This is a genomic window from Flavobacterium sp. 2755 (assembly GCF_031455715.1).
Lineage (GTDB): Bacteria > Bacteroidota > Bacteroidia > Flavobacteriales > Flavobacteriaceae > Flavobacterium.
Genome location: NZ_JAVDTG010000011.1, coordinates 36,914 through 53,687 on the forward strand (window position 1 = coordinate 36,914; position 16,774 = coordinate 53,687).

Annotated in this window: 18 protein-coding genes; 11 read left to right on the top strand and 7 right to left on the bottom strand. The window is 34.6% G+C overall.

Annotation, left to right across the window (positions count from 1 at the left end; all coding sequences use genetic code 11):
• Window positions 1-99: 99 nt before the first annotated feature.
• The 4 genes from hemE to hemA form a co-directional block, all read right to left on the bottom strand.
• Entirely contained in the window at window positions 100-1,125 is a 1,026-nt protein-coding gene (gene hemE / locus J2Y38_RS21065; RefSeq protein WP_253786427.1) for a uroporphyrinogen decarboxylase, read from the bottom strand.
• 52 nt (window positions 1,126-1,177) lie between these two features.
• Window positions 1,178-1,843, bottom strand: coding sequence for a uroporphyrinogen-III synthase (locus tag J2Y38_RS21070; RefSeq protein WP_309846530.1), 666 nt, complete (start codon window positions 1,841-1,843; stop codon window positions 1,178-1,180).
• Complete coding sequence (gene hemC, locus J2Y38_RS21075; RefSeq protein WP_180856187.1) at window positions 1,843-2,769, bottom strand: hydroxymethylbilane synthase; 927 nt, start codon at window positions 2,767-2,769, stop codon at window positions 1,843-1,845. The genes J2Y38_RS21070 and hemC overlap by 1 nt, the downstream gene beginning before the upstream one ends.
• A gap of 108 nt (window positions 2,770-2,877) precedes the next feature.
• Window positions 2,878-4,128, bottom strand: coding sequence for a glutamyl-tRNA reductase (hemA, locus tag J2Y38_RS21080; protein ID WP_309846534.1), 1,251 nt, complete (start codon window positions 4,126-4,128; stop codon window positions 2,878-2,880).
• 227 nt (window positions 4,129-4,355) lie between these two features.
• Here hemA and J2Y38_RS21085 point away from each other — a divergent pair, with 227 nt between their 5' ends.
• The 8 genes from J2Y38_RS21085 (at window position 4,356) to J2Y38_RS21120 (ending at window position 10,993) form a co-directional block, all read left to right on the top strand.
• A complete protein-coding gene (locus tag J2Y38_RS21085; RefSeq protein WP_053473141.1) occupies window positions 4,356-5,228 on the top strand; it encodes an AraC family transcriptional regulator in 873 nt (290 codons plus the stop codon).
• Between the two features lie 4 nt (window positions 5,229-5,232).
• The gene (locus J2Y38_RS21090) at window positions 5,233-5,634 is read left to right on the top strand and encodes a hypothetical protein (protein WP_309846537.1); all 402 of its coding nucleotides are present in this window, start codon (window positions 5,233-5,235) and stop codon (window positions 5,632-5,634) included.
• A 105-nt stretch (window positions 5,635-5,739) separates the two neighbouring features.
• A complete protein-coding gene (hemH, locus tag J2Y38_RS21095) occupies window positions 5,740-6,753 on the top strand; it encodes a ferrochelatase (RefSeq protein ID WP_309846539.1) in 1,014 nt (337 codons plus the stop codon).
• Between the two features lie 83 nt (window positions 6,754-6,836).
• Complete coding sequence (locus J2Y38_RS21100; RefSeq protein WP_073485974.1) at window positions 6,837-7,385, top strand: CopD family protein; 549 nt, start codon at window positions 6,837-6,839, stop codon at window positions 7,383-7,385.
• 321 nt (window positions 7,386-7,706) lie between these two features.
• A complete protein-coding gene (locus J2Y38_RS21105) occupies window positions 7,707-9,122 on the top strand; it encodes a HAMP domain-containing sensor histidine kinase (protein ID WP_053473138.1) in 1,416 nt (471 codons plus the stop codon).
• Between the two features lie 10 nt (window positions 9,123-9,132).
• A complete protein-coding gene (locus J2Y38_RS21110) occupies window positions 9,133-9,915 on the top strand; it encodes an enoyl-CoA hydratase-related protein (RefSeq protein ID WP_309846541.1) in 783 nt (260 codons plus the stop codon).
• A 174-nt stretch (window positions 9,916-10,089) separates the two neighbouring features.
• On the top strand, window positions 10,090-10,488 hold the full coding sequence (locus J2Y38_RS21115) for a hypothetical protein (protein ID WP_309846543.1): 399 nt from the start codon (window positions 10,090-10,092) through the stop codon (window positions 10,486-10,488).
• A gap of 19 nt (window positions 10,489-10,507) precedes the next feature.
• Window positions 10,508-10,993, top strand: coding sequence for a DinB family protein (locus tag J2Y38_RS21120; RefSeq protein WP_309846544.1), 486 nt, complete (start codon window positions 10,508-10,510; stop codon window positions 10,991-10,993).
• A 50-nt stretch (window positions 10,994-11,043) separates the two neighbouring features.
• On the opposite strand, the gene J2Y38_RS21125 is transcribed toward J2Y38_RS21120, so the two are convergent.
• From J2Y38_RS21125 to J2Y38_RS21135, 3 genes are all read right to left on the bottom strand, one after another.
• On the bottom strand, window positions 11,044-11,697 hold the full coding sequence (locus J2Y38_RS21125) for a metal-dependent transcriptional regulator (protein WP_053473135.1): 654 nt from the start codon (window positions 11,695-11,697) through the stop codon (window positions 11,044-11,046).
• 96 nt (window positions 11,698-11,793) lie between these two features.
• Complete coding sequence (locus J2Y38_RS21130) at window positions 11,794-13,662, bottom strand: Nramp family divalent metal transporter (RefSeq protein WP_309846548.1); 1,869 nt, start codon at window positions 13,660-13,662, stop codon at window positions 11,794-11,796.
• A 74-nt stretch (window positions 13,663-13,736) separates the two neighbouring features.
• Window positions 13,737-14,129: a transcriptional repressor gene (locus J2Y38_RS21135; RefSeq protein ID WP_309846550.1), complete on the bottom strand. Its 393-nt coding sequence runs from the start codon at window positions 14,127-14,129 to the stop codon at window positions 13,737-13,739.
• A gap of 94 nt (window positions 14,130-14,223) precedes the next feature.
• On the opposite strand from J2Y38_RS21135, the gene J2Y38_RS21140 reads away from it, so the two are divergent.
• From J2Y38_RS21140 to J2Y38_RS21150, 3 genes are read left to right on the top strand one after another with little or no spacing between them, the layout of a single operon-like run.
• Entirely contained in the window at window positions 14,224-14,577 is a 354-nt protein-coding gene (locus J2Y38_RS21140; RefSeq protein WP_309846552.1) for a MerC domain-containing protein, read from the top strand.
• A complete protein-coding gene (locus J2Y38_RS21145) occupies window positions 14,574-15,779 on the top strand; it encodes a GTP-binding protein (RefSeq protein WP_309846554.1) in 1,206 nt (401 codons plus the stop codon). The genes J2Y38_RS21140 and J2Y38_RS21145 overlap by 4 nt, the downstream gene beginning before the upstream one ends.
• 11 nt (window positions 15,780-15,790) lie before the next feature.
• The gene (locus tag J2Y38_RS21150) at window positions 15,791-16,699 is read left to right on the top strand and encodes an NAD(P)/FAD-dependent oxidoreductase (protein WP_309846557.1); all 909 of its coding nucleotides are present in this window, start codon (window positions 15,791-15,793) and stop codon (window positions 16,697-16,699) included.
• Window positions 16,700-16,774 lie beyond the last annotated feature (75 nt).

A 16,774-nucleotide genomic window follows, 5' to 3' on the forward strand; every position in this document is an offset into this window, starting at 1 on the left:
CGGATTTCAATCCGGGGCTACAATATGAATCGTTCCTCCGGAACTTTATATAGTTTTATCTAGTGTAGAAACTGAATACTAAAAGCTGTATACTGAACACTAATTCCCGTATTCCTTAACCGCGTCAATAAACGCTTTTGCATGATCAACAGGGATATTTGGTAAAATTCCGTGACCTAAATTTACGATATATTTATCTTTTCCGAACTCATCAATCATTTCATGAACCATTTTTTTAATAGTCGGAATTGGAGATAGCAATCTTGAAGGATCAAAATTCCCTTGTAAAGTAATGTTTCCACCAGACAAGTAACGAGCATTTCTAGCCGAACAAGTCCAGTCTACACCAAGTGCAGAAGCACGGCTTTTACCCATTTCGCCAAGAGCGAACCAGCATCCTTTTCCGAAAACAATAACCGGTGCAACATCTGCTAAAGCTTCAACGATTTGGTTGATATATTTCCATGAAAATTCCTGATAATCAACTGGAGAAAGCATTCCTCCCCAAGAATCAAAAATCTGAACGGCATTAACTCCAGCTTTTACTTTTTCTTTTAAGTATAAAATTGTAGTGTCTGTGATTTTTTGTAATAAAGTATGTGCTGCAGCCGGATTTGAAAAACAGAATCCTTTTGCCATATCAAAACTTTTAGATCCTCTTCCTTCAACAGCATAACATAAAATTGTCCAAGGCGAACCAGCGAAACCAATTAACGGCACTTCGTCATTCAGCATTTCTTTAGTTAATTTAATGGCATCCATTACATAACCAAGGCTTTCCTGAATATCCGGAACGTAAACTCTATGAACATCTGCCATAGAACGAATCGGATTTGGAACAAACGGACCAATATTTTCTTTCATTAAAACTTCGATTCCCATTGCCTGTGGCACAACTAAAATATCCGAGAATAAAATAGCAGCATCCGGAGCAATTCTGCGAATTGGCTGAACTGTAATTTCTGCAGCTAATTCCGGAGTCTGACAACGTGTGAAGAAATCGTATTTATCACGCAATTCGATAAATTCCGGTAAATATCTTCCGGCTTGACGCATCATCCATACTGGCGGACGTTGAACAGTTTCTCCTTTTAATGCTTTTAAAAATAGGTCGTTTTTTAACATTTGTTTTTTATTTTAGGTTCAAAGTCACAAAGTGACAAAGTTGCAAAGGTTTTTATTTATATTCTTGTAAAACATCTTCAAGTACGTCTTCAATCGTTGGCTGATCTGCAATGATGATATTTTTGGTAATTTTATGTAAGGTTTCTGCTGTAGTTTCACCAATGCAGAAACAAGTTTCTTTTTTAATCGAATTATCTTTTAAATAACTCTCAACACCAGACGGACTAAAAAATAAAATGGCGTCAACTGGAGATTTTATTTTTTGAGGCTGTAATGATGTTTCATAAACCTGAATTTCGTTCAATTTTATTCCGGCTTCTTTTAAAGCGCTTGGTAAAGTCTCTCTTCTAAGGTTTCCGCTGAAAAAAGTATAGCTTTCATTACGGTAAATCAAAGTGATAATTTCTGCTAAATCTGAAGCATAACCCGTATAAGCCACAACATTGAATCCGTTTTCTGATAAAAGGATTTTTGTTTTTAAGCCAACACAATACACGTTTTTGCTTTTAAGCTCTTCCGATTTTGGATTTGATAAAACACTGTGAACAGCATTTTGGCTTGTAAAAATTAAACTTTCGTTGAGGTTTTTAAGTTCGAAAGGTTTGTTTTCGGTTTTGATAAAATCGGCTTCGATTACTTCGATGCCAGCTTTTGTCAACTCTTGTTTTTGAAGAGGAGATAATATTTTAGTAGATAATATCTGAGTTGCTTTTGCCATTATTTTTTCAGGGATTCTTTAATCTTCTGCATTAATTCTGTTCCGCCATTGTTTAAAATCTCCTGTGCAGAGTGAAAACCTAACTTTTTCCATTCTGAAATATCAACAGTTTTATTGATTTCTAATTTTTGTTTTCCATCAATAGAAAGTAAAACGCCTTGAAAATGCAAAGTATCTTCGTCTTCATTATAAGTTACCAAAGCTCCAATTGGCGCGGTACAACCGCCTTCCAGTGTTCTTAAAAACTGACGCTCGATATACGTACAAATTTCAGTTTCGATATCATTTAACTGTGAAAGCGCATCAAGCGTATAATTGTCATTTTCCATTGCCACAACAAGCATTGCTCCTTGTGCCGGCGCGGGAATCATCCAGTCTAAATTAATGTAGTTTTCAGGTTTTAGGTTAATTCGTTCTAAACCTGCTGCTGCAAAAACAGCTCCGTCCCAATCATTGTCTTTTAGTTTTTGCATACGAGTATTTACGTTTCCGCGTAAATCAACTACAGTATGATTTGGGTATTTGTTAAACCATTGCGCCTGACGACGTAAACTTCCGGTTGCAATAGTACTTGGTTTATTATCAAAATCAGGATTTCCTTTATGAACTAAAATATCCAGAACATTCGCTCTTGGTAAAACAGCAGCCTGAACAATTCCTTTTGGTAAAGCTGTTGGAACATCTTTCATAGAATGCACCGCAATATCAATATCACCATTGATCATGGCGATGTCCAGCGTTTTAGTAAAAATTCCGGTAATACCGAGTTCGTAAAGCGGTTTATCCAAAATAATATCACCTTGAGATTTAACGGCAACAATTGAAGTTTTATAACCTAAATCATTTAGTTTTTTCTCGACAGTATGTGCCTGCCAAAGTGCTAATTCGCTATCGCGTGTTCCAATTCTGATTGTTTTTTCAGCCATGTTTAGTTTTTTGAACCATATAAGTTATATAAGTAAGTTTAAGCAGTTTGGGTAAAACGGCTGTTTTTATTAAATGAACTTATATAACTTAAATGGTTTAAAATTTATTTAAGATGCTTTTATTTTGAAGACTTTCTCGATCCATTCGATGCTTTCATCAACCATGGTATCGTCGTCTTTTAAATGATTTGCGAAATGAGTAGTGATTTTTTGTATGATTCTGTTGCTGATGATTTCGGCTTGTGCTTCATTAAAATCAGCAATTTTTTTACTTTGAAAATCTAATTCCGAAACTTTAATCGCGTTTAGTTTTTCTTTTAAAGCATTAATCGTTGGCGCAAATTTTCGACCTTTCATCCAGATAACGAATTCTTCTTTGATTTCTTCGATAATTGCTTCTGCAGCCGGAATGTGTAATTTTCTGTTTTCCAATGTTTCATCTGTCAATTGAGACAAATAATCCATGTGAATTAAAGTTACACCTTCTAATTCCTCTACATTTTCGTGAACGTTTTTCGGAATCGACAAGTCCAAAATCAATAAAGGCTTTTTAAGATTTAAAATCGCTTTGTCAACTGTTGGGTTTTGTGCGCCGGTTGCTACAACCACAACATCGGCATTTTGAAGTTCTAAGTGTAATTCAGAATAATCTTTAACAATCAGATTTAGTTTTCCAGCCAGTTTCTCAGCTTTGTCTTTAGTTCTGTTGATTAAAGTAATGTGTTCGTTTTTAGTATGTTTTACTAAATTCTCACAAGTATTCCTTCCAATTTTTCCAGTTCCAAAAAGTAGAATATTTTTGTTGCTGATATCTTCAACATTTTTAAGAATGTATTGTACCGATGCAAAAGAAACCGAAGTAGCACCAGAGCTGATTTCCGTTTCGTTTTTAATTCTTTTACTTGCCTGAATTACTGCATTTACCAATCTTTCCATAAAAGTATTGGCCAATCCCATTGATTTTGAATGAGCAAAACTGGTTTTAATTTGAGATATAATTTCAAAATCGCCCAAGATCTGACTATCTAAACCAGTTCCTACGCGAAACAAATGATTAATTGCTTCTTGATTTTTGTAAACGAAACCTACTTTTTGAAATGCATCAACAGAACCATTGCTGTTGTCGCAGATAAGTTTGATTAATTGAAATGGATGTTCTGCAAAACCGTAGATTTCGGTTCTGTTGCAGGTTGAAGTAACTAGTAAACTTTCTATTCCATCGTTTTTAGCTTGTTCCAATAAGCGAGTCTTCGCAACGGCATCCAAACTAAACTGACCTCTGACCTCTGCATCAGCTTTTTTATAACTCAGACCAACTGAATAAAAATAAAGGTGTTTTGGTACATTATTGTTTTCCATAAATTCACTTTCATAAAAGTGCAACAAAATTATTACTATACTGTTTATAAAAGTAACGCTAAAAGTGCTTTTTGTATCGCTACATGATTTTTTGATTCTAAACGTCTCATTTTATTCAAAAAGAAGTACTTTTGTAGCAAAATCAACTTGTTTGAAATGATTTGTTTAGAGTCATTCTAAATAACATTTTGCTTTTCTTTTGATTTTAGTTTCAAAAAAATATCGCTATGAGTTCTCAAGAAGTTATAAAAATTGAAGACGACTTTACGCTGATCCGTTTTCAAAACGATGGTCCGGAGCCTTTTTATGCACAGCACGAAATAGGTACAGGCCTGATACAGTTTCACTTCGGGATAAAAGGCAATGCTAAATTTTTGTTCAATCAGGGCAATTATGCTTTAGAATTGAAAGAAGAAAAATCGCTGCTTTTATACAATCCGCAGAAAGAATTGCCTCTTAATTTAGAATTGGCCCCAAACTCGTGGGTGATTTCGGTAATTGTTTCCATTAAAAAATTTCACGCTTTGTTTTCTGCAGAAGCCGATTATATTACTTTTTTAAGTCCTGATAATAAGGACAAAAAGTATTATAACGAAGGAAATATTAGTCCGTCGATGGCTATTGTGTTAAGTCAGCTGTTTCATTACAACCTTCATCCGTCCATAAAAAACCTTTATTATAAAGGAAAAGGATACGAATTATTGAGCTTGTATTTTAACCGAACCGAAGATCCAAATGCAGAACAATGTCCGTTTTTGATTGATGAAGACAACGTTCTAAAAATCAGAAAAGCCAAAGAAATTATCATCGCCAATATGGCTGAACCTCCGGGATTGCAAGAACTGGCAGATGAAATTGGTTTGAATTTAAAGAAACTCAAAATGGGTTTCAAACAAATTTACGGCGACACGGTTTATGGTTTTCTATTTGATTACAAAATGGATTTCGCTCGAAAACTTTTGGACAGCGGTTCTTATAACGTAAACGAAGTTGGACTTAAAATTGGTTACAGCACCGGAAGTCACTTTATAGCAGCATTCAAGAAAAAGTTTGCCACGACTCCAAAAAAATATTTAATGTCTATTAATGCCAATGTTTAACTGAATGAAAAAATGCGTTTTCTTTTTAGCTCTTTTTTCTTTGGTTTTCAAAGGTATTGCTCAGAATAATTCTAAAATTGACTATACTGATTTACTAAAATTAGATGGTATTGAATATGTTGGAGGAATTACTTTTTATATAGATAAAAAGAATCAAACTTTAATAGCAATTCAAAACAATAGCATTAAATGGAAGGCAGATGTTGTAAAAGAATGTGGAAAAAGAAAAGATAAGATTCATTCTGTTTTTGTAAGATCAGGAAAACTGAAAATTTCTTTTGCAAAAGATAAGACTGCCCTAGTAGATATAATGAATGGAGAAATTGAATGCTTGACCAAAGAAAGTAAAAAAGATAAAGAAAGCGAAAGCATCAATTTTATAAATAAAGACATAATTAAAAAGTAATAATTATCATATTTCTAAAAAGCAGCAAGTTCTACTTTTGACGAAATTTAAAAAAACAAATAAAAAGCTTAAAGCCCAGAGCTTAAAGCCTAAAGCAAAAAAATAATGAAAGGCGTATTATTAGTAAATCTAGGATCTCCCGATAGTCCAACAACAAAAGATGTAAAACCATATTTAGATGAATTTTTAATGGATAAATACGTGATCGACGTTCCGTACTTATTGAGAGCATTATTAGTTCGCGGTATTATTTTAAGAAAAAGACCAGAAGAATCAGCGCACGCTTACGCAAAAATTTGGTGGGAAGAAGGTTCTCCATTAGTTGTGCTGTCAGAAAGAATGCAAAAAAAGGTTCAGCCTCTTGTAAACGTTCCAGTTTCTTTAGCAATGCGTTATGGAAGTATGACCATCGAAAAAGGACTTCAGGAATTGAGTGATAAAGGAGTTACAGATGTAATGCTTTTTCCTTTATATCCACAATATGCAATGGCTTCGACTTTGACTATTTTAGTAAAAGCTGAAGAAATTCGTAAAAAGAAATTCCCGCACATGACTTTTACAGATGTTCCGGCATTTTACAATAAACCGGATTACATCAAGAATTTAGCAGATTCAATTCAAAAACATTTAGTTGGTTTTGAATATGATCACTTATTGTTTTCTTATCACGGAATTCCTGAGCGTCACATTCGCAAAACCGACGTTACTAAATCACATTGCAAAATTGACGGTTCTTGTTGTAACACGCCATCTCCGGCGCACGATTTCTGTTATCGTCATCAATGTTACGAAACAACAAGACAAGTTGTTAAATTACTTGGCCTTCCTACAGATAAATACAGTCTGACATTTCAATCGCGTTTAGCAGGTGATAAATGGTTAGAACCGTATACAGATGTCGAAATTGATAACATGCCGGCAAAAGGAATCAAGAAATTAGCTGTTGTAACACCAGCTTTCGTTTCGGATTGTTTAGAGACTTTAGAAGAAATCGCCATGCGCGCCAAAGAAGATTTTGAGAAAAATGGAGGCGAAGAGTTTCTTGCAATTCCATGTTTGAATGACGACGACGAATGGTGTCAAACGGTTAGTAACTGGATTAACGATTGGGCTAAATAATATTTGTTTCAGGTTTAAAGTTTAAAGTTTTTCTCAAAGTTGATAACTTGAAACTTTAAACCTGAAACTTTAAACAAATAATAATGGAATATTACAATTATCTAAAATCACTGCATCTTATATTTGTAATCACTTGGTTTGCGGGTTTGTTTTATATTGTGCGTTTGTTTGTTTACCAAATCGAAGCCAATGAAAAACCATCTCCCGAAAAAGAAATTTTGCAGGCACAATACAAAATTATGGCCTACCGTTTGTGGTACATTATTACATGGCCGTCGGCGGTTTTGGCAAGTATTTTTGCTTTTTGGATGCTGTTTTTTACAGATCTGGGAAATGCCTGGCTCAAAATGCCTTGGATGCACGTAAAATTATGTTTCGTTTTTCTTTTATATTTATATCACGGAAAATGTCATCAAATTTTCAAGCAATTGCAAAACGATGAGGTAAAATATTCCAATAATTTTATGCGTTTATGGAATGAAGGCGCAACAATTATTCTATTTGCCGTTGTCTTTTTAGTAGTTTTAAAAAGTGCCATCAACTGGATTTTCGGCGTAATCGGAATCATTTTATTCTCCGTTTTAATAATGCTGGGATTTCGTTTCTATAAACGAATCCGAGAAAAAAAATAAAGAGAGTTTGCCACGAATTACACAAATTAGCACGAATTTATTTTTGTAATTTTTTGCCACAGATTAAAAGGATTATTAGGATTTATAGATTACTCTTAAAAAAAATCATTTAAATCCTTTTAATCTGTGGCAAAAAAAAAGAATTAGTGTAAATTCGTGAAATTCGTGGCGAAAGATAGTTTTTTTAGTTTCAGGTTTCAAGTTTCAAGTTGCCAATCGCAACTTAACCTGAAACTTGAAACCTGAAACAAACAAAACAAATAGAACATGCTAAACATTAAAATGACAATGCTATCTCTTCGTACCAGGATTTTCCTGTCGATGATTGTATTGATTGTTGTAGCATCTTTTTTATTGGCTTCGATTTCTATTATTCAATTTAAAACCGAGGCCAAAGAATATCATCAAGAACGTTTAGAACGAAAAGAAAATGCGGTAAAAGAACACATCAATTATGTGCTTTCTACAACTACTTATCCGCTTAAAACTCAAAATTTGGATTTAATCTTTAAAGATAAGATCCATGAATTAGCACAGATTCATAAAATCGAAATTAATATTTACAGTCTTGACGGAAAGCTGTTGAAATCTTCAAAAGAATCTTTCGCCGTTGATAAAATTGCGCCGCCAATTCCCGAATATATCTTGAAACTGGTTCGCTCTTCCATCGAAAAACGTTTTGTAGATATTAAAACCATCGACGGTGTTAAAAACAGATCATCATACAGTTTAATAAAAGACGAAAAATTCAAACCACTCGGAATCTTAAATCTTCCTTATTTAGAAGATGACGGTTATTACGATAACGAGTTGAATACTTTCCTGATTCGTTTAAGTCAGGTTTACTCTTTTATGTTAATTGTGGCTTTTGCCTTGGCGTATTTCCTTTCGACCTATATCACAAAATCCCTAAAAACCATTTCTGACCGTTTGGAAGAAACCAATTTAGATCAGAAAAATGAGAAAATTGTTTTAGAAGCCAATAGCAAAGAAGTCAACTTCCTGATAAAAGCGTATAACGGAATGGTTGATAAACTGGAAACCAGTGCGATTAAATTAGCGCAAAGCGAACGTGAAGAAGCGTGGCGCGAAATGGCAAAACAGGTTGCACATGAAATTAAAAATCCGCTTACGCCAATGCGATTAACGGTTCAGAGTTTTCAGAGAAAGTTTGATCCAAATGATCCTGACGTAAAGCAGAAAATGAACGATTACTCTGAAACCTTAATTCAGCAGATTGATACCATGACAGCGGTGGCTTCGGCATTTTCAAACTTTGCTTCGATGCCGGCACAGCAAAATGAAACCTTAAATGTAGTTGAGGTTGTGGAACTGGCGTTGGATATTTTCAACGAAGAATATATTTCTTTTGAAAGTGATGAAGAAGAAATTATTTCGAAAATGGATCGTACGCAATTGATTCGTGTGATTACCAATTTGGTAAAAAATGCGACGCAGGCCATTCCCGAAAGTCAGTTTCAAAAATCAATTGTGGTTACGGTAAAAAGGCGAAATAACAATGTTGAAATTGCCGTAAAAGACAACGGAATCGGAATCCAAAAACAAGACATCGGCCGAATCTTCGAACCAAAATTTACCACCAAAACCAGTGGTATGGGACTTGGACTCGGAATTATCAAAAACATTATAGAAAATTACAAAGGAACAATTACCTTTGAATCAACTTACGGAAAAGGGACCACATTTAGGGTTTCTTTACCTATTACAAACTCTTAAATTCAGCGTCATGAACTACGAAAATATCTTAATTTCTATTGAGGAAAAAATTGCTACAATCACAATAAACAGACCTACAAAACTAAATGCTTTAAACAAAGCAACAATTAGCGATTTAAGTAATGCAATTAAATTATTAGGGGAAAGTGACGATGTTCGTGTAATTATTTTAACCGGAAGCGGAGAAAAAGCTTTTGTAGCCGGAGCAGATATTTCGGAATTTGCAAATTATACCGTTGTTGAAGGCGCGCAATTAGCAGCCGAAGGCCAAGAATTATTATTCGATTATGTTCAAAATCTTAAAAAGCCAGTTATTGCAGCCGTTAATGGTTTTGCTTTAGGCGGAGGATTAGAGCTGGCAATGGCATGTCATTTTAGAATAGCTTCAGACAATGCAAAAATGGGATTACCAGAAGTTACTTTAGGATTGATTCCGGGCTACGGAGGAACACAACGTTTACCGCAATTAGTTGGAAAAGGCCGTGCAATGGAAATGATTATGACTGCAGCGATGATTTCTGCAGAAGAAGCAAAACGATACGGTTTAGTAAATCACGTAGTGCCGCAAGAAGAACTTTTATCTTTTACGAACGTAATCGCTCAAAAAATCATTAAAAACGCTCCGTTTGCGATTGCAAAAGCAATTAAAGCAATCAATGCTAATTTTGAAGACGGTAAAAACGGATTCGACACCGAAATAAAATCATTTGGAAAATGTTTTGGAACAGAGGATTTTAAAGAAGGAACTACAGCATTTTTAGAAAAGCGTAAAGCTGAATTTACAGGGAAATAATTTTCTTAACCGCAAAGTTCCCAAGGAATTACGCAAAGCACTCAAGAAAATTTAAAAACTTAGCTCCCGGTAGCTATCGGGATTGCGTAAATCTTTGCGACCTTTGCGGTTAAAAAGACAAAGGTTTTAAAAACTTAGAACCTCAGCATCTCAGAACCTTAGAATCTTAAAAAAATGTACGAACCTATATTTGCCCTTTTTTGTGAACGAGTTAAAGAAAGCATCCAGACTGGAACTTTCGCAAAACTGACTTTGGCCAAAACGATGGGCGATACCGAGATTAAGAACATCTATTTTCGTTTAGTTTTAAATGAAGATAATACGTTCTCAATTTCCTTAACTTCACGTTATAAAACAGAAGAAATCGAAAGCATTCATACTTTAGATGAAGCTTTATTGGTTTTAGGTTCTTATATCAAAAAACCGTTTCTAACTGCACTTTTATTTACTACAGATAACGATGTTACTTTCAAAGTAAATAAAAAGAACGCCGGAAGTATTATCGAACAGCCGCCGACATTTAAAAATGCTTCACCGGTAATGCTGGAAATGATTGAGAAGGGGATTGTTTAAAATTCAACTATAAAATGCAATGGATGAACTTAAGAAAATATTATGGAGACAATTTGGAGCTGTAATAGACATGCTAGAAAGTTCAATCTTAGTGTGTCCTGAGAGTTTTTGGAATAAAAAAGATTTTTGGTATTCTGTTTATCATACTATTTTTTGGCTTGATTATTACTCGTCAGTTGACATAGCTAATTTTTCCCCACCTAAGCCATTTTCTTTATCTGAACTTGATCCAAAAGGAATTTTACCGGAAAGAATCTACCTAAAAGAAGAATTGCTTGAATATCTTGAGCATTCCCGTAAAAAGGTTTTCTTTTTAATTGAAGGATTAAATGAAGAAACATCAAAAGAAAGATTCATCACAAAGAAGAAGAATTATAACAGAATTGAAATGATTTTATACAACATGAGACATGTACAGCATCATGTTGGTCAGTTAAATTTATTGTTGAGACAAAATGTTGATACAGCAGGAAAATGGGTTTCACAAACTGATAAAGAACATTGATAGAGTGAATACACTGAGAACCTCTTCATGTATCTCTGTGAAATAACTCGCTAAACCAGTTTCACAAACAAGTTAGAAGCAATTTTATTAGAAATAGACAATTCCTTCCCATCAACCTTAATTTTTACCGATAAATCGAAAGATTCTTTAGAAAGAAATTCAATTTTAGAACCCAAAGCTATTCCTTGTTTATCCAGATATTTAAGGAACTCAGAAGAAGTATCTTTTACACCCACACAAACTCCGGTTTGATTTTCTGATAATTCAGAAAGCAGTTGTTTCTCAATTTTAATAATTCGGCCGTTAGCATCCGGAATCGGGTCGCCATGCGGGTCTTCAGTAGGATTTCCCAAAAAATCATCCAAACGGTTAATCAATTGTTCCGATTTAATGTGTTCCAATTGTTCTGCAATATCGTGAACTTCATCCCAGCTGAAATTTAATTTCTCTACCAGAAAAACTTCCCATAAACGATGTTTTCTAACAATCATTTTAGCGGCCAGTTTTCCGTTTTCGGTTAACGAAACACCTTGGTATTTTTTATAATTTACTAAATCTTTATCAGCTAGCTTTTTAAGCATATCCGTTACAGAAGAAGCTTTTGTCTCCATGATTTCCGCAATGGCATTCGTGCTCACTTCAGTTTCTAAAGCCGCAGTTAAGTGATATATAGATTTTAGATAATTTTCTTCTGAAAAGGTCATTCTTTTTTAGGTTCTGAGGTTCTAAGGTTCTGAGGTTCTAAGTTAAGGATTTAAAGAAAAACCTTAGCAACTTAGCATCTCAGAACCTTAGTCCCTTTATTTAACAATCAACAAAGGTATTGAAATTTTATGTCTCAATTTATCTACCGTTGTGCCAAAAAGAATATCTTTTAATCCAGTGTGGCCGTGGGTTCCCATTACCAAAATATCGAAAATACCGCTGTTGATGATTTCCGGAATTATTTTGTTTGGTTTTCCAAAACCAAGCTCTGTTTCAATGTTAAATCCTTTTTCCGAAAGCATTTTTTTATACTCTAACAATAGTTTTTCATCAATTGTAGTTTCGTGATCATGAATGTGAATTCCATACATTAAGGCACCAACTGTTTCAACAACATGTATAAGAGTGTATTTTGCATCCATTCCGCCTAATTCGAAAGCATGATTAAGTGCAGCTTCATCCGCATGAGAAAAATCAACAGAAACAGCAATGTTTTTTACTTCCTGAGTTTTCTTTTGAGAGAAATGAAGTTTCAGGTTATGGGGCGAATGGTTTATAGTTTTTGATTTGGCTTTAGCAATAAAAGGCTTAAAAACAATATAAAGCAGTAAACCTAAAAAAGCAAAAGCAAGCGGTACAACGGTAAGCCATAAAACTATTGGATGATTTGAACTTGCAAGCCAAGATGTAATTTCATCATAAACCAATTTTGCATTTAATGAAACAATAATCGCAGCAATTATCCAGGAAACAACCTGAGTAGTTCTTGAAATATGAAAACCATTCATTTTTGATTTATCGCTCACAAAATGAATCAGCGGAATAATCGCAAATCCTAATTGTAAGCTCAAAATCACCTGACTTAGAATTAAAAGTTTTCCCGTTACACTTTCGCCATAAATCCAAATAACGATTAAAGCGGGAACAATGGCAATTAAACGCGTTATGATTCGGCGAACCCAAGGCTGAATACGCAAGTGTAAATAACCTTCCATCACAATTTGCCCGGCAAGCGTTCCGGTTACAGTCGAACTTTGTCCCGCAGCGATCAACGCAACAGCAAATAATATTGGTGCCCATTTTGTTCCTAGTAAAGGTTCGAGAAATTTATGCGCATCCTGAATCTCGGCGACTTCAAACATTCCATTTTTGTGAAAAGTTGCAGCGGCAAGGATTAAAATGGCAGCATTTACGAAGAAAGCCAAATTCAAAGCAATTGTCGAATCTATAAAATTGTATTTTAAAGCTTGTTTGATTCCGGCTGGACTTCTATCGAATTTTCTGGTTTGAACTAAAGAAGAGTGTAAGTAAAGGTTATGAGGCATTACAGTTGCCCCAATAATTCCGATGGCGATATATAAAGCAGCCGAATTTGGAATAGAAGGAATAAGTCCCGCAAGGATTTTTGGAACTTCAGGTTCTGCAAAAATCATTTCGAAAATGAAAGAAAATCCAATAATGGCGACCAAAACAATAATAAAAGCTTCCATTTTACGGATTCCTTTATTGATTAAGAAGAGTAAAAGGAAAGTATCTAAAACGGTAATCAAAACACCTTCAAAAAGTGGAATTCCAAATAAAAGATTAATTCCAATCGCCATTCCGAGAACTTCTGCCAAATCGCAGGCTGCAATCGCAATTTCGGCCAGAAAATATAAAATGTAGTTAATGTATTTTGAGTAGGTTTCTCTGGAAGCCTGCGCTAAATCACGCTGTGTTACAATTCCAAGTCTTGCACTTAAACTCTGTAAAAGTAAAGCCATTAAGTTACTCATCAACAAAACCCAGACTAAAGTATAGCCAAACTGGCTTCCGCCGGCAATATCTGTGGCCCAGTTTCCGGGATCCATATAACCAACGCTTACTAAATATGCCGGGCCTAAAAAGGCTAATATTTTCCTGAAACCTGTTTTTTTATGTTCTGTAGCAACCGATTGGTTAACTTCTTCTAATGATTTGGTCATTTCTAGTATATTGATTTACCAAATATATAGAAAAATTATATTCGCTCAACAATATTTTTAGACTTGTCTAAAACTTAAATGTTAGAATTCAAACATTTTGGACATAATCCCGAAAGAGTGAAGTTTATTTCGTTTACTTTATAATTATGAGGCATAATATAACTTGGCTTTACAGTTTCGAGACAAGTAATTTCATGACAGTTCTCGCAGCTAAAATGGGCATGATTATGAATGTGTACTCTTTGATGCGAATGATTGCATTTTGCATATTTTACCGTGCCGTCAAGATTCGAAATTTTATGAATGATATCGTCGTTAACCAAACGATCCAAAATTCTATAAATGGTAACGCGGTCGCAGACATCGTTCAATTGTTTTTGAATTTCGGTGTGGGACAGTGCTATTTTAGATTTCTCAAAAACCTCTAAAACGGCTGTCTTTGCTGTAGTTTTACGTGTAGCTTTCATTTTATTCTGAATTAAAAAATTTAACGCAACAATGTTGCAATTGATTTTTATGTGTATATTTGCAACAAAATTGCATTAAGCAAATGTACAAGAAATGAAGAAAACAACCTCATCCTTTTACGATATTTTAGGAATTTCGAGCGCGACGATCTGCCTGGTTCATTGTCTGATTTTTCCACTTTTAACAATCCTTCCTTTGGGCATAAGTCACAATCCAATTATCGATTTAGTATTTGCTTCGATAGGCTTATTTGCAATTCTCAAAATTACGAAAAAATCAAGTCTTTTGGTTTCGTCAATTTTGATTGTTTCAATGAGTTTAATCTGGATTAGTATTTTGACTGAAATCTTCTTAGAGATTCATCTGGACCTGATTTATTTTGGAGGAATCGGAATGATCATCGCGCATTTGACTAATTATATAAATCATAAAAGCATACACAAATGAAAAAACTGCCTGTTACAGTATTAAGCGGATTTCTTGGAGCAGGAAAAACCACGCTTCTCAATCATATTCTTCATAATAAAGAAGGATTAAAAGTTGCCCTAATCGTTAATGACATGAGTGAAGTTAATATTGATGCACAACTTGTGAAAAATCAAAATGCTTTGTCACGAACCGAAGAGAAATTAGTTGAAATGACAAATGGCTGTATCTGCTGTACTTTGCGCGAAGATTTAATGGTTGAGGTTGAAAGATTAGCAAAGGAAAACAGATTTGATTATTTGCTTATTGAAAGCACAGGAATTAGTGAGCCCATTCCCGTAGCTCAAACTTTTTCGTTTGTAAATGAGGATGAAAATATTGATTTGTCTAAGTTTAGTTACATCGATACCATGGTTACTGTTGTAGATAGTTTCAACTTTTTTAAGGATTTTGGTTCGGCTAAAACTTTGCAGGAACAAAATTTATCAGAGATTGAAAACGATACTCGCACCATAGTCAATCTTTTGGTCGATCAGGTAGAATTTGCTAATGTTATTATTTTGAATAAAACAGATCTTATCGATTCAGAATCATTAAAAATGCTTAAAGCCTCGATTCAGAAGTTGAATCCTGTGGCGAAAATAATCACTTCGGTTTTTGGAAAAGTAAATCCGAATGAAATTATAAATACAGGATTATTCAATTATGAAGAAGCCGAAAATTCAGCAGGATGGATTAGGGAATTAGAAGGAATTCATACGCCGGAAACAGAGGAATATGGAATAAATTCTTTTGTATTTAGAGATCCGAGGCCTTTTCATCCCAATCGATTATGGAATTTTATTACTTCAGATTTTCCGGCTGACATCATTAGAAGTAAAGGATTATTGTGGATGGCATCCCGACCGGAGCAGGCTATTAATTGGAGTCAGGCGGGCGGATCTATAAAAGCTGAAGGAGCAGGGGTCTGGTGGGCGAGTATGCCGTTAAGTGAACGAATGACATTTAACAATTTCGTTGAATTTCAGGATATTATAGAAGAACGCTGGACAGCTAATTTTGGAGACAGATTGAATGAGCTTGTTTTCATTGGTCAAAAAATAAAAGAAACTGAAATTCTCAACGAGCTTAAAAAATGCCTTTGTACAGAAGATGAAATTATAGATTATCATGAAGGTTTGTTTCCAAAAAAGGATCTTTTTCCGATATCAAGAACATCTTAAATATTTAAATTATGAAAGACAATTATACATATGATGTTATCATCATTGGCGGAAGCTACAGTGGATTATCTGCAGCAATGAGTTTAGGACGCGCTCTGCGTCAGGTTTTGGTTGTAGACAGCGGTTTGCCTTGTAACCGGCAAACGCCGCATTCGCATAATTTTATTACCCAAGATGGTGAAAAGCCCGCTGTGATTTCGGCGAAAGCCAAATTACAAGTCGATCTCTATAAAACGGTTCATTTTTATAACGGACTTTCCGTAAAAACGGTCAAGAAAGAAAGCGGATTTGAAGTTTCAACTGAGTCTGGTGAAACTTTCAATTCAAGAAAAATCCTGTTTGCAACCGGAGTTAAAGATCTGATTCCTGAGATTAAAGGCTTTGCAGACTGTTGGGGAATTTCGGTTTTGCATTGTCCGTATTGTCATGGTTATGAAGTTAAAAATGAAAAAACAGCCATCATTGCAAATGGTGAAATGGCATTTGATTTTGCTAAACTGATTTCGAATTGGACAAAAGATTTGAGATTATGCACGAACGGAAAATCAACTTTGACTTTAGAACAAACCGAAATACTTAAGAAACATGGTGTTCAAATTTTTGAGGAAGAAATAGATTCCTTCGAACACGAAGAAGGATATGTCAAAAATATCATTTTCAAAAATCAGGAAAAAGTTGCCGTAAAAGCCATTTATGCAAGACCGCCATTTGAACAGCATTGCCCGTTGCCGGCGGATTTAGGCTGCGATATAAATGAACAAGGTTTGCTAAAAGTTGATTTTATGCAGAAAACAAACGTTGCCGGCATTTATGCGAGCGGAGATTGCACCACTCAAATGCGATCTGTGGCTATTGCAGTTTCTACAGGATCTTTCGCCGGAGCTGTAATCAATAAAGAACTTATTGACGAGGATTTTTAACGAATGTATTTTTTAAACACATAGAGACATAGTTTTTATAGCTCTGAAAAGGCGTTTCACTTGCATTAACAAACA

What these genes read in the sequence shown, in the direction of transcription:
- hemE (WP_253786427.1), bottom strand. Translation starts at nt 1,125, where the DNA reads ATGTTAAAAAACGACCTATTTTTAAAAGCATTAAAAGGAGAAACTGTT.
- J2Y38_RS21070 (WP_309846530.1), bottom strand. Translation starts at nt 1,843, where the DNA reads ATGGCAAAAGCAACTCAGATATTATCTACTAAAATATTATCTCCTCTT.
- hemC (WP_180856187.1), bottom strand. Translation starts at nt 2,769, where the DNA reads ATGGCTGAAAAAACAATCAGAATTGGAACACGCGATAGCGAATTAGCA.
- hemA (WP_309846534.1), bottom strand. Translation starts at nt 4,128, where the DNA reads ATGGAAAACAATAATGTACCAAAACACCTTTATTTTTATTCAGTTGGT.
- J2Y38_RS21085 (WP_053473141.1), top strand. Translation starts at nt 4,356, where the DNA reads ATGAGTTCTCAAGAAGTTATAAAAATTGAAGACGACTTTACGCTGATC.
- J2Y38_RS21090 (WP_309846537.1), top strand. Translation starts at nt 5,233, where the DNA reads ATGAAAAAATGCGTTTTCTTTTTAGCTCTTTTTTCTTTGGTTTTCAAA.
- hemH (WP_309846539.1), top strand. Translation starts at nt 5,740, where the DNA reads ATGAAAGGCGTATTATTAGTAAATCTAGGATCTCCCGATAGTCCAACA.
- J2Y38_RS21100 (WP_073485974.1), top strand. Translation starts at nt 6,837, where the DNA reads ATGGAATATTACAATTATCTAAAATCACTGCATCTTATATTTGTAATC.
- J2Y38_RS21105 (WP_053473138.1), top strand. Translation starts at nt 7,707, where the DNA reads ATGATTGTATTGATTGTTGTAGCATCTTTTTTATTGGCTTCGATTTCT.
- J2Y38_RS21110 (WP_309846541.1), top strand. Translation starts at nt 9,133, where the DNA reads ATGAACTACGAAAATATCTTAATTTCTATTGAGGAAAAAATTGCTACA.
- J2Y38_RS21115 (WP_309846543.1), top strand. Translation starts at nt 10,090, where the DNA reads ATGTACGAACCTATATTTGCCCTTTTTTGTGAACGAGTTAAAGAAAGC.
- J2Y38_RS21120 (WP_309846544.1), top strand. Translation starts at nt 10,508, where the DNA reads ATGGATGAACTTAAGAAAATATTATGGAGACAATTTGGAGCTGTAATA.
- J2Y38_RS21125 (WP_053473135.1), bottom strand. Translation starts at nt 11,697, where the DNA reads ATGACCTTTTCAGAAGAAAATTATCTAAAATCTATATATCACTTAACT.
- J2Y38_RS21130 (WP_309846548.1), bottom strand. Translation starts at nt 13,662, where the DNA reads ATGACCAAATCATTAGAAGAAGTTAACCAATCGGTTGCTACAGAACAT.
- J2Y38_RS21135 (WP_309846550.1), bottom strand. Translation starts at nt 14,129, where the DNA reads ATGAAAGCTACACGTAAAACTACAGCAAAGACAGCCGTTTTAGAGGTT.
- J2Y38_RS21140 (WP_309846552.1), top strand. Translation starts at nt 14,224, where the DNA reads ATGAAGAAAACAACCTCATCCTTTTACGATATTTTAGGAATTTCGAGC.
- J2Y38_RS21145 (WP_309846554.1), top strand. Translation starts at nt 14,574, where the DNA reads ATGAAAAAACTGCCTGTTACAGTATTAAGCGGATTTCTTGGAGCAGGA.
- J2Y38_RS21150 (WP_309846557.1), top strand. Translation starts at nt 15,791, where the DNA reads ATGAAAGACAATTATACATATGATGTTATCATCATTGGCGGAAGCTAC.